Consider the following 13693-nt stretch of genomic DNA (forward strand, 5'->3'; position numbering starts at 1 on the left):
CACGGCGGGTCTCGATACGCCCCTGCGGGGCTACTCGACCAGCATGCAAGGGCAGCCCGGCCATGCTGATCGAGCAGCCTGCACGACGGGCAGCCCCTTCATGCTGATCGAGTAGCCCGCGGAGCGGGCGTATCGAGATCCGCCGGCGCCGGACGTGGATTCGTCAGCCGGCGGCGACGCGGCGCAGCGCCGCCAGCACGGTGCGGACCGCGGTGCGCGCCAGCGCGTCCGGGCGAGCCAGGACGTCGACGTGGCGGACGAGGCCGGTGCCCTCGAGGGGGCGGAGGACCATGCCGTCGACGGCGAGCGGCGCCGCCGTGATCCGGGGCAGGATCGCGATCGCGGCGCCGGAGCGGACGACCTGCGCGGCGACGGAGAACTCATTGATCCGGTGCGCGACCCGCGGCGCGCGGCCGATCAGCGCGCCGAGGTGCTCGAGCACGCCCGTGAGGGGGAAGCCCTCGTGCGTCGAGACCCACTGCTCGTCGGCGAGCTGCTCGGGCCGGATGCTCGACTGCGCGGCGAGCGGATGCGCGGCCGGCAGCGCGATGTCGAGCGGCTCGACGAGGAGCGGGGTGACGACCAGCCGGGCCCGCGGCCACTCCGGATCCTGCGGCAGCCGGTGCGCGACGACGAGGTCGTGGTCGGCGGTGAGCCCGGCGAAGCGGCTCTGCGCGACGTCCGCATCGGCGAGCGCCACCCGCGGGCCGTCGGCGAGCGCCGCGAGCAGCGGGCCGAAGAAGGCGAGCCCCGCGCTGTGGAACGCCGACACCCGCACCGCACGATCGTCGTGCCGGAGGAACGAGCCGATCGTGTCCTCCGCCTCGGCGAGCGCCGCCTCCACCCGCGTCCCCGCGACCGCGAGCGCCTCGCCGGCCTCGGTGAGCACGAGCCGCCGCCCCTCCTTCACCGTCAGCGGCACCGGGACGCCCGCCTGCAGCGCGGCGAGCTGCTGCGAGACCGCGGAGGGGCTCACCCCGAGCGCGGCGGCGACGGCGGCCACGCTCCCCCGATCGCCGAGTTCGCGCAGCAGGCGGAGGCGGGCGGGATCCATGGGCGCGAGCCTAACCGGGAAGTAACCGCTTCATCGTCGGTGAAGGAGCAGCCGCTCGCTCTTCCGCCTCCGCCCTGCGACGCTGTCCCCGTGCCCCTCCGCTCCCGCCCCGACCTCGCCGTCGACCTGCTGCTGCTCGCCGTCGCCGCCGTCTGGGGCGCGAGCTTCGTCGCCGCGAAGGACGTCGCCGCCGACATCGGCGTCCCGTCGACCGTCGCGCTGCGCTTCCTCACCGCCGCCGCCGCGCTCGCCCTGCTCTGCCTCGCCCGCCGGGAGCACCTCCCCCGCGGTCGCGGGCTGGCCGTCGCCGCCCTCCTCGGCGCCTCGCAGGCCGCGATCATCGGGCTCGAGACCTGGGGCGTCCACCTCACCTCGGCCACGAACGCGGGCCTGCTGATCAGCCTCGCCCTGGTGCTGACCCCCGCGCTGGAGGGCCTCGCCTCGCGCTCCTGGCTGCCGCGCTCCTTCTTCGTCACCGCCGTCGCGGCCGTGGTCGGAGTCGCCCTGCTCGTCTCGGACGGCGGTCTGCGCACCCCGACCTGGGGCGACGCGCTCGTGCTCGCGGCGGCCGTGGTGCGCGCCGTGCACGTCACGGCCAGCGCCCGGCTCGTCCGCGGGCGCACGGAGGGCTCGCTCGGCGTGGTCCTCGTGCAGCTGGTCGTCTGCGCCACCGTCTTCTCGCTCCTCGCCGGGCCGGACCTGCCCGCCGCCGCCCGCGCGCTCGACGCCGGCGGCTGGGCCGGCGTCCTCTTCCTCGGGCTGCTCTGCTCGGTCTTCGCCTTCGTCGTCCAGCTCTGGGCGGTCCGGCGGACCTCAGCGGCGCGCGCCAGCATCCTGATGGGCACCGAGCCGGTCTGGGCGCTGCTCGTCGGCGTCGTCGTCGCGGGCGAGGCGATCGGCCCGCTCGGGGCGGTCGGCGCCGCGCTGATCGTCGCCGCGGGCTACGCGGGCCAGGCGATCGAGCGCCGGCACCGGCTCGGCGCCAGCACCCCTGCAGACCGGTCGGCCGGGCCGGTCAGTGCGCCACGAGCTCCTGCAGCCCCGTGACCCGGAGCAGATCGAGCCGCGTCTGATCGGTCGAGCCGGGCGTCGCCGTGTAGATCACGATCCGCAGATCGCCGCCCGGCACGGCGAGCACATCGCAGTCGATGGTGATCGGCCCGACCGGCGTCGAGGTGACGGTCTTCCGGCTGGAGCGGTGCTCGGCGACCCGGGCCACGGCCCAGCGGCGCTCGAAGTCGGGCGACGTCGCCCGCAGCCGCGCCACCAGGTGCGCGAGCGCCGCGTCGTCGGGGTAGCGGCCCACCGCCGCGCGCAGATCCGCCGCCAGATCGTTGGCGAAGTCCTCGGCGTGCTGGTCGTCGAACTCGGTGCCCTCGTGCCCCTGGGTGAAGTAGCGCCAGACCAGGTTGCGGTCCAGGCCCGTGTGCCGCGAGGGGTCGCCGTTCAGCGCCGCCCAGAGCGGGTTCCACAGCAGGATGTCGTGCGCCGCACTGAAGACGGCCAGCGGCACGTCGCCGCAGCGGTCGACGATCCGCTGCACGCCCGGAGTGATGTGCTGCGGCACCTGCGTCGCGGTCGGCGGCGCGACCCCCGCGACCCGGTAGAGGTGGTCGCGCTCCGCCTCCGTCACCCGCAGCGCGCAGGCCAGCGCGCCGAGCAGCTGCGCCGACGGGTGCACGGCCCGGCCCTGCTCCAGCCGCACGATGTAGTCGACGCTCACGCCGGCCAGCGCGGCGAGCTCCTCGCGGCGCAGGCCCGCGGTCCGGCGGCTCGGTCCGGCGGGCAGGCCCACCTCGGCGGGCGTCACGCGCTCGCGCCAGGAGCGGAGGACGTCCGCGAATTCGCTCATGCCCACCATGATCCCCCGCGGGGGCGAGGCGGTCCTGGTACTGCTGATCCTCCCGTCGACCGGGGCCTGGGCGGAGGAGGCGCCGGGGCGGAGCATGGAGCCATGACAACGACACTGATCACCGGGGCCAACAAGAGCCTCGGCCTCGAGACCGCCCGCCGCCTGATCGAGGCCGGCCACACCGTGTACGCCGGCATGCGCGACCCGGCGAACGGCGACGCCGCCCGGGCGCTCGGCGCCCAGGTCGTCCAGCTCGACGTGACCGACCAGGCGAGCGTCGACGCGGCCCTCGCCTCGCTGCCCGCCCTCGACGTCCTGGTCAACAACGCCGGGATCCTCGGCACCTCCTTCGGCGTCGACGACCTCTCGGCGGAGGCGATGGCGAGCGTCCTCGAGACGAACGTCGTCGGCATCGTCCGCGTGACCCAGGCCGCGCTGCCGCTGCTGCGCCGCTCGGCCGCGCCCGTGATCGTCAACGTCTCCTCCGGAGTCGGCTGGCCGCGCGCCCTGGTCACTCCGGGCCGCGACGAGTTCGGCGTGCCCGCGATCCCCTACGCCGCCTCGAAGGCCGCGGTGATCACCCTGACCGTGCAGTACGCGAAGAACCTGCCCGAGTTCCGGATCAACGCGAGCGACCCCGGCTACACCGCGACCGACTTCAACGGCCACGGCGGGCACCAGACCGTCACCGAGGGCACCGACGCGACCGTCGCGCTCGCCCTGCTCGGCCCGGACGGCCCGACCGGCGAGTTCCACGACCGCCACGGTCGCATCGAGTACTGAGCGCCACTGCACGCTCGCTGGACGCTCGCCACCGAGGGCTCGCCGCGGATTCGTTGCACCTGGCAACAAACCGGCGGCGAGCCCGGCAGAATGGGGACATGACGCAACGGAGCAACTGGGCGGGCACCTACGAGTACCGCGCCGCCGACATCCTCGAGCCGGAGTCGATCGACGAGGTGCAGAACCTCGTCCGCGAGAACGAGCGGGTCCGCGCGCTCGGCACCCGCCACTCCTTCAACGCCCTCCCCGACACCGCGGGGGCACTGCTGCACCTCGGCCGCATCGCCCCCGACCCGGTGATCGACGCCGATGCGAGCACCGTCACCGTCGGCGGCGCCACCCGCTACGGCATCGTCGCCTCGCACCTGCACAGCAACGGCTACGCCCTGCACAACATGGGCTCGCTCCCGCACATCTCGGTGGCCGGCGCCATCTCGACCGGCACTCACGGCTCGGGCGACCGCAACGCCAACCTCTCCTCCGCCGTCTCGGCGCTCGAGCTGGTCACGGCCGACGGCTCACTGCGCACGATCCGGCGCGGCGAGCCCGGCTTCGAGGGCGTCGTCGTCGGCCTCGGCGCCTTCGGCGTCGTCACCCGGGTGACCCTCGACATCCAGCCGACCTTCGACGTCCGCCAGGACGCCTTCGTCGACCTGCCCTGGGACCGCGTGCTCGACGACTTCGACGCGATCACCTCCTCCGCCTACAGCGTGAGCCTGATGACGCACTGGTCGAGCCCCACCGTCGAGCAGCTCTGGCTGAAGACCAAGGTCGAGCAGGGCTCGGTCGCCGACGTCGACGCGACGCACCTCGGTGCGGTCGCCGCCTCCGCCTCGCTGTTCGCCGTCTCGGAGGGCGTCGACTCGAACCTCAACCCGTTCGGCGGCTCCGTCGGCCCGTGGTCGGAGCGCCTGCCGCACTTCCGCCTCGACCGCGAGCCCAGCGCCGGCGACGAGATCCAGAGCGAGTACATGGTGCCGCGCGAGAACATCCGCGAGGCCCTCGTCGCCCTGCGCGCGATCGGCGAGCGGATCGACGAGGTCCTGCTGATCACCGAGCTGCGCACCATGGCCGGCGACGACCAGTGGCTCTCCCCCGCCTCCGGTCGCGACAGCGTCGGCATCCACTTCACCTTCAAGAAGGACCGCGCCGGCGTCGACGCCGTGCTGCCCGCGGTCGAGGGCGCGCTGCTCCCGCTCGGCGCTCGCCCGCACTGGGGCAAGCACTTCCTCGCGACCGCCGCCGACATCGCCCCGCTCTACCCGCACCTCGACGAGTGGCGCACCCTCCGCTCCGCCTGGGACCCCACCGACCGCTTCGCCAGCGCCTTCGTCCAGGACCGCCTCCTCGGCTGACCCTCTTGCTTCCTCCCGCGAGATGCCACTTGGGTACGCGACACGCCGTGAAAGGCGTGCACAAGTGGCATCTCACGGAGGGGGACGGCGGGGGTAGCGTCGAAGGGACGAGAGGGAGGCAGCATGCCCGCGAAAGAGGAGATCCCGTCGACGATCGAGCGGTCGGACGAGCACGCGCAGAAGCTGTGGTCGGCCGCGCACGACTCGGCCGTCGACAGCTACGGCGAGGGTGAGCGCGCGCACCGCACCGCGTTCGCCGCGCTGAAGCACGAGTACGAGAAGGTCGGCGACCACTGGGAGCGCAAGGCCGAGAGCGGCCCCTCCGACGACCGCGCCGCCCAGCGCGGCCCCGACGGCGACGGCGACACGGCCGGCGGAGTCGACGCGAACGCCACCAAGGCGCACCTGCTCGACCTCGCGAAGCGCCTCGACGTCTCCGGCCGCTCGCGCATGACCAAGGCCGAGCTCGTCGACGCCCTGCAGCGCGCGAACGCGAAGCAGACCCGCCGCGCCCGCGACTGACCCGCGCACCGCACCGGCGACCCTCCGCCACTCTCCGAAAGTTGTCGTACTCGGCGCTCGAGTACGACGACTTCTGAGGAATCGGAGGACGTCGTCGTCCTCGGCGCCTAGTGCGACGACGTTCGAGGACCGGCGGGCCGGCCGCTAGGAGATGCCGAGCTCGTGGCTGAGGACGAGCGCCGCGGCGCCCTGCAGGACGAGCTCGCCCGGGTCGGTGTGGGACTCCATCCGCAGCTCGCGGGTGACGGCCGGCAGGGTGCGTCGGGCGATGGTCGCGCGCGCCTCCTCGAGCAGGGCCCCCTCGACGAAGCGCTCCGGACCGGCGAGGACGACCGCGTCGATCCCGAGCACGGCGACGATCGGCGCCAGCGCGATCCCGAGCGACCGGCCGGCCCGGCGCAGCAGCCGCTCCTGCTCCGGAGCCGAGGCCGCCGCGAGCCGCGGGCCGAGGTGCGCGACGGACACCGCGGACTCGAGGCAGCCCCGCCGCCCGCACGAGCACTGCTCACCGTCCTCGTCGATGACGACGTGGCCGATCTCGCCGCCGGTGAACTGATCGCCCTCGACGAGGGAGCCGCCGATGATCAGTCCGGCCCCGACGCCGTCGCCGAGCAGCACGAGCAGCAGGTTCGCTCCCCCGCCGCGGTGGAAGGTGTGCACGGCCAGGGCGGCCGTGTTGGCGTCGTTCGCGACGTGCACGGGCAGGCCGAACCGCTCGGCGAAGACGCGCCGCAGATCGAGGCCCCGCCAGCCGAGGTTGGGGGCCTCGCGCACGACTCCGCCGTGGTCGACGACCCCCGGTGAGCCGATCCCGATCCCGAGGACCGGCGCCTGGGACGAGGCGATCAGCTCGGCCGCGAGGCCGAGGGCGAGCTCGACCGCGTCCGCCCCGGACGCGCCGTCGCGGGCGAGCCGGCGGTGCTCCCGGATCTCGCCGCGCAGGCTGACGAGGGCTCCGGTGCACTCGGCCTCCGCCGAGAGGTCGAGGCCGACGATGCTCCGCGCCCCGTGGTCGAAGGCGATCACCAGTGCGGGCTTGCCCACCCGGGCGTCGACGCGGGGACCGAGGTCGAGCAGCAGCCCCTCCGAGTGCAGCTCGCCGATCAGATCGGAGATCGTGACCGCGGTGAGCCCGCTGATCCGGGCGAGATCCGCCCTGCTCATCTCACCGTCGTGGAAGAGGCGCTGGAGGACGAGCGAGCGGTTGTGCCTGCGGTTGTGCGACGGCAGTGCCTTCTCGGTGACGCGCAGCTGGCCCATGGTCCTTCATCTCAGCCCGTGACCGGCTCAGCCCTTGACGGCGCCGGCCGACATCCCGGACACGAGATTACGCTGGATGATCAGGAAGAACACGACCACCGGGAGCGAGAAGAGCACGGCCCCGGCCATCTGCCCGCCGTAGTCCGTCCCCACCTGCCCGCCCGACGCGGTGCTGAAGGACGCGAGCCAGACCGGGAGCGTGTAGCGGGCCTGATCCTTCAGGAACGTGTAGGCGACGATGTAGTCGTTCCAGCCGGCGATGAAGGCGAAGACGCTGCTCGAGACGATCCCGGGCATCACCAGCGGGAAGAGGACGCGGGTGAGCAGCTGCCAGGTCGAGGCGCCGTCCAGGCGCGCCGCCTCGTCGAGCTCGACGGGGAGGGCGAGGAAGAACCCGCGCATCACCCAGATCGAGAACGGCAGCACGCCCGCCACGTAGGCGAGGGCGAGACCCGTGGAGGTCCCGATCAGGTCGACCGCGTTCAGGAGCAGGAACTGCGGCAGGAGCAGCGCCGTCGCCGGGAGCATCTGCACGACGAGGAGCAGGACCAGGATCGCCCGCCGGCCCCGGAAGCGGAACCGCGCCAGCGCCGCCGCCGCGAACAGCCCGAGCACCATCGCGAAGGCGACCGCCGCGCCCACCACCACGACCGAGTTCTGCAGATAGCGCAGGAAGTCGCCCTGGGTGAGCGCCCGGACGAAGTTGTCCAGGGTCGGCGACTCGGGGAGGAAGTGCGGGGTGGAGCTGAGCATCTCGGACTGCGGTTTGAAGGCCGTGTTGACCATCCAGTAGACGGGGAAGAGCCAGAGCAGGCAGAACAGCACCGCGATCGCCGAGCTGATCCACGGGTAGCGCCGCAGCCGGCGCCGGATGGAGGTCGAGGTCGAGGTCACGGTCAGAGCTCCTCTCCGGAGCGGACGAGGGTGCGAATGTAGACGGCGCTCAGGGCGAGCAGGATCAGCGTCGACGCCACGGCGATGGCGGAGCCGGTGCCGATCCGGGCGCCGCCCGAGAACGCCGTCGTGAAGGTGAAGACACCGAGCGTGGACGTGGCGCCGTCGGGCCCGCCGGCCGAGACGAGCCAGATCTGGTTGAAGACGTTGAAGTCCCAGATCACCGAGAGCATCGTCACGAGCAGCAGGGTCGGCCGGAGTGCAGGGAGCACGACGACCCGGTAGACCGCGAGCTCGGAGGCGCCGTCCAGCCGCGCGGCCTCCTTGCGCTCGATCGGCACCTGCGTCTCGGCGGCGTGCAGGGTGAGGGCGAGGAAGGGCACCGCCTGCCAGACGACGAGGAGCCAGATGCAGACCCAGGCGAGCCGCGGGTCGGCGGCCCAGTTCGTGCTGGTCAGATCGCCGACCAGCCCCGTCCGGGTGAGCAGCCAGTTGACGACGCCGTACTGCGGCTGGAACAGCCAGCGCCAGATCAGCGAGGAGGCGACGTTCGGCATCGCCCACGCGAGGATCAGCACCACGGTCGTGAGGAGGCGCAGGGCCGCCGGCAGCCGGGTCAGCAGATGCGACATCCCCGCGCCGATCAGCACGCTGCCCGCGACGAGAGCGCTCGTGAAGACGAGGGTGCGCACCAGCGCGAGCCAGAACTCCGGGTCGCCGAGGATGTCGGCGTACTGCGCGAGCCCGACCACGTCGTAGGCACCGGTGAACAGGCTGCGCTGGTCGTAGTCGGTGAAGGAGGTGAGGACGAGCAAGACGATCGGAGCGATCGTCACGCCCGCGAGCACCAGCCCGGCCGGGGAGAGCAGCAGCAGCGGGGCGAGCGAGGAGCGGCGCCGGGCGCGGCGGGCCGCCGCCGCCGGTCGGGGCGGGGCGGTGGCGGGGGCGGCGGCCGGGGCGGTGGACATCGCGCGATCGCCCAGTCGGCCTAGTGGCCGTTGAGCGTGTCGTCGGCGGCGGCGTCGAACTCCTCCGACGCCTCCTGCACGCTCTTCGCGCCCGAGGCGATCGAGGAGAACAGCGACTCGATCTCCCGGTTGCTCTCGATCGCGGCCCACTTCGGGTTGGCCGGCACGGACTCCGAGGTCAGCGCGGCGGTGAAGAACGCGCGCTCGATCTCGCTCAGGTCGGACTGCGCCGCCTCGATCCCCTCCCGGCTGTTCGGGATCCAGCCGTCCACGCCGTGGACGAAGTCGCGCTGCACCTCGGGGCTCGTGGCGACGGCGATCCACTGCCGGGCGAGGTCGGCGTTCCGCGACTTGGCGGCGACCGCCCAGTTCGAGCCGCCGAGCACCACCGGCTGCGTGCCGCCGTCGACGCCCGGCATCGGGAAGGTCCCGAGCTCGTCCTCCGACAGCTCCGGGTTCGCCTTCAGGACGCCGGCGACGCCGGTGGTCAGGATCGCGGAGGTCTTGCCGTCGGCGAAGATCTGGTTCTGGTCGGGGTCGAGGGTGTTCAGCGTCGCCGAGGAGGCGCTGGAGTAGGCGTTCTGGAACTCCTTGAACGCCTCGAGACCGGACCGCGAGGCCCTCGAGCTGAGCGCGGACCACCAGGTGTCGCCGTCCTGCATCGCGATCCGGCCGCCCGCGTCCCAGACGAACTGCAGCCCCGCGTACCAGTACTGCCCCGGGAGGTAGAAGGCCGAGAAGTCGGGGGTGCCGGTGTGCGCGGCCTTCACCTTGTCGAGCGCGGCGGTGAGCTCCTGGTAGCTGGTGGGGAGGGTCATCACGCCCGCCTCGGCCCAGAGCTTCTTGCTGTAGACGACGGCCCGCGCGCCCGCGAAGCCGGGGACGGCGAAGAGGTGCCCGTCGAACGTCGCCGGGTCGACGAGGCCGTCGAGCCAGGTCTGCCCCTGCGCGAGCTCGTCCCGGTGCTCGGTCAGGTCGAGCAGCCCGCCGTTCGCGGCGTAGCCGGCGACCTGGGTGTTGCCGATGTCGAGGACGTCCGGCGGGGAGTCGGTCGCGAGCGCCGTCGAGACCTTGGTGGCGATCCCCTCCCAGGTCTGCACCTGCACGTCGACCTCCGCGCCGGTGGCCTTCGTGAAGCGCTCCTCGACGGCGGCGAGGGTCTCGGGCGAGTAGTCGCCGTCCATGCTCCAGACGGTGAGTGTCCGGCCCTCCTCGCGCGTCCCGTCCGGCCCGCCGTCGCTGGTCGTGCAGGAGGTGAGCAGGAGCACGCCCGCGACGCTCAGGGCGCCGAGGGCGACCGCCCGGCGCCGCACTGATGCGTACTTCCCGACCACGTTCTTCCAGGCCACAGCTCTCTCCTCCGTATGGGTGCCGCGGCGCGATCCGGGATCCTGCGCCAGTTGCGACGGAGTTAGTAAAGAACCCTTGCGAACCCCTGTCAACGAGGCTTCACTGACAGGCGCGAAGAGTCGCATCCCCCGCGCAGAACGGAGCCCGCCGTGCCGTCCCTCCTCCCCCGACCCCGCTCGCTGCGCCCGGAGACCGGCGAGTTCGTGCTCTCCGCGAGCACCCGGATCGCCTGCCCGGAGGCCCTCGAAGGCGCCGCGCAGCTGCTCCGCGCCACGGTCGGCCGGGCGACCGGACTCGCGCTCGAGCGTGGCGACGAGGCGACGGCCGGCATCCGGCTCGCGCTCGATCCGGCGCTCCCGCCCGAGGGCTACCGCGTCCGCGTCGACGCCCGCTCGGTCGCCCTCACCGCGGCCGGCCCGGCGGGCGCGCTGCACGCCGTGCAGACGCTGCTCCAGCTGCTGCCGCCGGCGATCCACCGGTCCGCTCCCCTGCCCGGGGTCGGCTGGGCGGTGCCGGCCGTGACGATCGAGGACGAGCCGCGCTTCGGATGGCGCGGGATGCTGCTCGACGTCGCCCGGCACTTCCTGCCGGTCCGCGAGGTGCTCCGCGTCATCGACCTGCTCGCCCTGCACCGCCTGACCGTGCTGCACCTGCACCTCACCGACGATCAGGGCTGGCGCCTGGAGATCCCGCGCTACCCCCGGCTCACCGAGGCGGGCGCCTGGCGGCGGCGGTCGCAGGTGGGCGCAGGCCCGACCGCGGGGCAGGACGACCGGCCGCACGGCGGGTACTACCGTCGGGACGACATCCGCGAGATCGTCGCCTACGCCGCGGCGCGGGGCGTCACCGTCGTCCCCGAGATCGAGCTGCCCGGCCACGCGCAGGCCGCCCTGGCCGCCTACCCGGAGCTGGGGGTGCGGGGCCTGCCGCTCGAGACCTGGACGGAGTGGGGCGTCAGCACGAACGTCTTCAACGTCGAGGAGAGCACGATCGAGTTCCTCGAGCACGTCCTCGACGAGGTGATCGAGCTGTTCCCCTCCGCGTACGTCCACATCGGCGGCGACGAGTGCCCGAAGGACCAGTGGGCGGCCGACGCCCGCACGCAGGAGCGGATGCGCGAGCTGGGCGTCCCGGACGAGAACGCGCTGCAGAGCTGGTTCGTCGGGCGCATCGGCGCGCACCTCACCCGGCGCGGGCGCTGCCTGCTCGGCTGGGACGAGATCCTCGAGGGCGGCCTCGCATCCGGCGCGACGGTGCTGTCCTGGCGGGGACGGGTGGGGGCGGTGGCGGCGGCCCGGGCCGGCCACGACGTGATCGCCTGCCCCGAGGACACCGCCTACCTCGACCACCGGCAGTCCGAGGCGGCGTCGGAGCCGATCCCGGTGTCCACCGTCACGACGGTCGCCGACGTCCTCGCCTTCGATCCGGTCCCGCCGGAGCTGACCGGTGAGCAGGCCCGGCACGTCCTCGGCGGTCAGGCGAACCTCTGGACCGAGCACGCCGACTCCCCGCGCACTCTCGACTACCTCGCCTTCCCGCGGCTCTGCGCGCTGGCGGAGGCGCTCTGGTCGGGCGGGCACCGCGACACGGAGGACTTCGACGCCCGTCTGGCGCACCACCTCGCCCGGCTCGACGCCTTCGGGGTCGAGTACCGCCGCGCCGACGGTCCGCTGCCGTGGCAGACGCGGCCCGGCGTCCCGGGCCGCCCGATGACGCACGAGGAGGCCGCCGAGCAGGTGGCGCTGCTCACCGCGGACATCGCCGGCGTCGCGAGCGGATCCCACCTCAGCACTGGACCGCCACCCGCTTCCTGAGAAATCAACGAGCAGACGCAGATCCATCGCGCACCTAGCGTCGAGGGCGACCCTCCCCGACCCGACCCCGGAGCGCCATGACCCCCCTCGCCCCCGCCGCCCACACCGCCCCTACCTGCGGCACCGCCCCCGCACCCGTTCGCGCCACCACGGAGGCGTCCGCATGAGGGTCACCGACACCAGCGACCTGTGGTGGCGCGCCGCCGTCTACTACAACCTCGACGTCAAGACCTTCATGGACTGGGACGACGACGGCGTCGGCGACCTCGAGGGCCTCGCGCACCGGATCGACTACCTCGCCGAGCTCGGCGTCGGCTGCCTCTGGCTCGCGCCGTTCTACTCCTCGCCCGGCAAGGACAACGGCTACGACATCAGCGACTTCTACGGCGTCGACGAGCGCTACGGCCACCACGGCGACGTCGTCGAGGTGATCCGCACCGCGCACGACCGCGGGATGCGCGTCATCGTCGACCTCGTCGTCAACCACACCAGCGACCAGCACCCGTGGTTCCAGGCGGCGCGCTCCTCCCCCGACAGCCCCTACCGCGACTACTACGTCTGGCGCGACGAGCCGCCGGCCGACCAGCCGGCCAACGTCTTCCCGGACGTCGAGGACGGCGTCTGGTTCCTCGACGAGGAGGCCGGGCAGTACTACCTGCACAACTTCTACCGGCACCAGCCGGACCTCGACACCGACAACCCGGCGGTGCGCGACGAGATCGCGAAGCTGGTCGGCTTCTGGCTGCAGCTCGGGGTCGACGGCTTCCGCGTCGACGCGGTGCCCTACCTGATCGAGCCGGGCGCCCGCGACGAGCACGAGTGGCTGCGCCTGCTGCGCCGCTTCATCAGCCGCCGCTCGGGCGAGGCGATGCTGCTCGGCGAGGTGAACACCACCCGCGACGAGCAGCTCGCCTTCTTCGGCGGCGAGGACGCCGACGAGCTGTCGATGCAGTTCGACTTCATCGGCAATCAGCGCCTCTACCTGGCGCTCGCACGGGAGGACGCGACGCCGCTCGTCGAGGCGATCGCGAGCCGCCCGCCGATCTCGGTCGGCAGCCAGTGGGCGAACTTCGTCCGCAACCACGACGAGCTGACCCTCTCGCAGCTCACCGACGACGAGCGCGACGAGGTCTTCGCCGCGTTCGCGCCGGAGGAGTCGCAGCGGATCCACGGCCGCGGCATCGTGCGCCGCCTCCCGCCGATGCTCGACGGCGACCCGCGCCGCATCCGGATGGTCTACAGCCTCCTGTTCTCGCTGCCGGGCTCGCCCGTCCTCTACTACGGCGAGGAGATCGGGATGGGCGAGAACGCCGACATCCCCGGCCGCAGCGGCGTCCGCACGCCGATGCAGTGGACCTCCGCCGCGAACGGCGGCTTCTCGCGCGCCGAGCCCGGCGACCTGATCGCGGCCCCGCCCGTCGGCGGCTTCGGCCCGGAGCACGTCAACGCCGCCGCGCAGCTCCGCGACCCCGGATCGCTGCTCGCGCACATCAAGGGCCTCGCCTGGCTCTATCGCCGCTCCCCCGAGATCGGCTGGGGCGAGTACACCCACCTCCCGGCCGACCAGTCCTGCGTCTTCGCGCACCGGATGTCCGCGTCGACCGGGACGACCGTCGCCGTGCACAGCTTCGCCTCGAGCCCGCGCACCGTGACGATCACGCTCCCCGACTCGAAGCCGGGGTCGCGCCTGGTCGACTCCCTCGGCGGCGAGTCGCAGCCGATCGGCGACGACGGCACGGTCACCGTCGGCATCGACGGCTACGGCGCCCGCTGGTTCCGCGTGGTGACGGCGGAGTCGCGCCGCCTGGTCTGATCCGGAAGCGCGACCGGTCCGATCCGGG

Annotated in this window: 12 protein-coding genes; 6 read left to right on the forward strand and 6 right to left on the reverse strand. The window is 73.2% G+C overall.

The features are described from left to right. Window positions 1-163 precede the first annotated feature (163 nt). Window positions 164-1054 (reverse strand): LysR family transcriptional regulator, encoded by an 891-nt coding sequence (locus MT353_RS08395; protein WP_243624130.1) that lies wholly within the window; start codon window positions 1052-1054, stop codon window positions 164-166. Window positions 1055-1144: 90 nt separating this feature from the next. Between MT353_RS08395 and MT353_RS08400 the strand changes: the two genes are divergently transcribed. Then, complete coding sequence (locus tag MT353_RS08400) at window positions 1145-2101, forward strand: DMT family transporter (protein WP_243624131.1); 957 nt, start codon at window positions 1145-1147, stop codon at window positions 2099-2101. On the opposite strand, the gene MT353_RS08405 is transcribed toward MT353_RS08400, so the two are convergent. Then, window positions 2070-2906 (reverse strand): helix-turn-helix transcriptional regulator, encoded by an 837-nt coding sequence (locus MT353_RS08405; RefSeq protein WP_123706385.1) that lies wholly within the window; start codon window positions 2904-2906, stop codon window positions 2070-2072. The genes MT353_RS08400 and MT353_RS08405 overlap by 32 nt on opposite strands. Window positions 2907-3008: 102 nt before the next feature. Here MT353_RS08405 and MT353_RS08410 point away from each other — a divergent pair, with 102 nt between their 5' ends. The 3 genes from MT353_RS08410 to MT353_RS08420 all read left to right on the forward strand — a co-directional run bounded on the left by MT353_RS08410 (window position 3009) and on the right by MT353_RS08420 (window position 5566). Beyond that, window positions 3009-3689 (forward strand): SDR family NAD(P)-dependent oxidoreductase, encoded by a 681-nt coding sequence (locus tag MT353_RS08410; protein WP_243624132.1) that lies wholly within the window; start codon window positions 3009-3011, stop codon window positions 3687-3689. Between the two features lie 98 nt (window positions 3690-3787). Further along, on the forward strand, window positions 3788-5044 hold the full coding sequence (locus MT353_RS08415) for a D-arabinono-1,4-lactone oxidase (protein WP_243624133.1): 1257 nt from the start codon (window positions 3788-3790) through the stop codon (window positions 5042-5044). Window positions 5045-5167: 123 nt separating this feature from the next. Further along, window positions 5168-5566 (forward strand): ChaB family protein, encoded by a 399-nt coding sequence (locus MT353_RS08420; protein ID WP_123706382.1) that lies wholly within the window; start codon window positions 5168-5170, stop codon window positions 5564-5566. A gap of 144 nt (window positions 5567-5710) precedes the next feature. Here MT353_RS08420 and MT353_RS08425 read toward each other — a convergent pair whose 3' ends face one another. Genes MT353_RS08425 through MT353_RS08440 form a run of 4 tightly spaced genes read right to left on the reverse strand, consistent with a single transcriptional unit; the run spans window position 5711 to window position 10037 of the window. Next, complete coding sequence (locus MT353_RS08425; RefSeq protein ID WP_243624134.1) at window positions 5711-6826, reverse strand: ROK family transcriptional regulator; 1116 nt, start codon at window positions 6824-6826, stop codon at window positions 5711-5713. A gap of 27 nt (window positions 6827-6853) precedes the next feature. Then, window positions 6854-7720: a carbohydrate ABC transporter permease gene (locus tag MT353_RS08430; RefSeq protein ID WP_243624135.1), complete on the reverse strand. Its 867-nt coding sequence runs from the start codon at window positions 7718-7720 to the stop codon at window positions 6854-6856. A 2-nt stretch (window positions 7721-7722) separates the two neighbouring features. Then, the gene (locus tag MT353_RS08435) at window positions 7723-8688 is read right to left on the reverse strand and encodes a carbohydrate ABC transporter permease (RefSeq protein WP_243624136.1); all 966 of its coding nucleotides are present in this window, start codon (window positions 8686-8688) and stop codon (window positions 7723-7725) included. Between the two features lie 20 nt (window positions 8689-8708). After that, window positions 8709-10037 (reverse strand): extracellular solute-binding protein, encoded by a 1329-nt coding sequence (locus MT353_RS08440; protein WP_243624137.1) that lies wholly within the window; start codon window positions 10035-10037, stop codon window positions 8709-8711. A 150-nt stretch (window positions 10038-10187) separates the two neighbouring features. On the opposite strand from MT353_RS08440, the gene MT353_RS08445 reads away from it, so the two are divergent. After that, window positions 10188-11852 (forward strand): beta-N-acetylhexosaminidase, encoded by a 1665-nt coding sequence (locus MT353_RS08445; protein ID WP_243624138.1) that lies wholly within the window; start codon window positions 10188-10190, stop codon window positions 11850-11852. 163 nt (window positions 11853-12015) lie between these two features. Further along, entirely contained in the window at window positions 12016-13665 is a 1650-nt protein-coding gene (locus MT353_RS08450) for an alpha-amylase family protein (protein ID WP_243624140.1), read from the forward strand. Window positions 13666-13693: the final 28 nt, after the last annotated feature.

The organism is Rathayibacter sp. VKM Ac-2927 (assembly GCF_022815525.1).
Lineage (GTDB): Bacteria > Actinomycetota > Actinomycetes > Actinomycetales > Microbacteriaceae > Rathayibacter > Rathayibacter festucae.

Coding starts and splice junctions, on each gene's coding strand:
- MT353_RS08410 (WP_243624132.1), top strand. CDS start 3,009: ATGACAACGACACTGATCACCGGGGCCAACAAGAGCCTCGGCCTCGAG.
- MT353_RS08420 (WP_123706382.1), top strand. CDS start 5,168: ATGCCCGCGAAAGAGGAGATCCCGTCGACGATCGAGCGGTCGGACGAG.
- MT353_RS08415 (WP_243624133.1), top strand. CDS start 3,788: ATGACGCAACGGAGCAACTGGGCGGGCACCTACGAGTACCGCGCCGCC.
- MT353_RS08395 (WP_243624130.1), bottom strand. CDS start 1,054: ATGGATCCCGCCCGCCTCCGCCTGCTGCGCGAACTCGGCGATCGGGGG.
- MT353_RS08425 (WP_243624134.1), bottom strand. CDS start 6,826: ATGGGCCAGCTGCGCGTCACCGAGAAGGCACTGCCGTCGCACAACCGC.
- MT353_RS08435 (WP_243624136.1), bottom strand. CDS start 8,688: ATGTCCACCGCCCCGGCCGCCGCCCCCGCCACCGCCCCGCCCCGACCG.
- MT353_RS08450 (WP_243624140.1), top strand. CDS start 12,016: ATGAGGGTCACCGACACCAGCGACCTGTGGTGGCGCGCCGCCGTCTAC.
- MT353_RS08405 (WP_123706385.1), bottom strand. CDS start 2,906: ATGAGCGAATTCGCGGACGTCCTCCGCTCCTGGCGCGAGCGCGTGACG.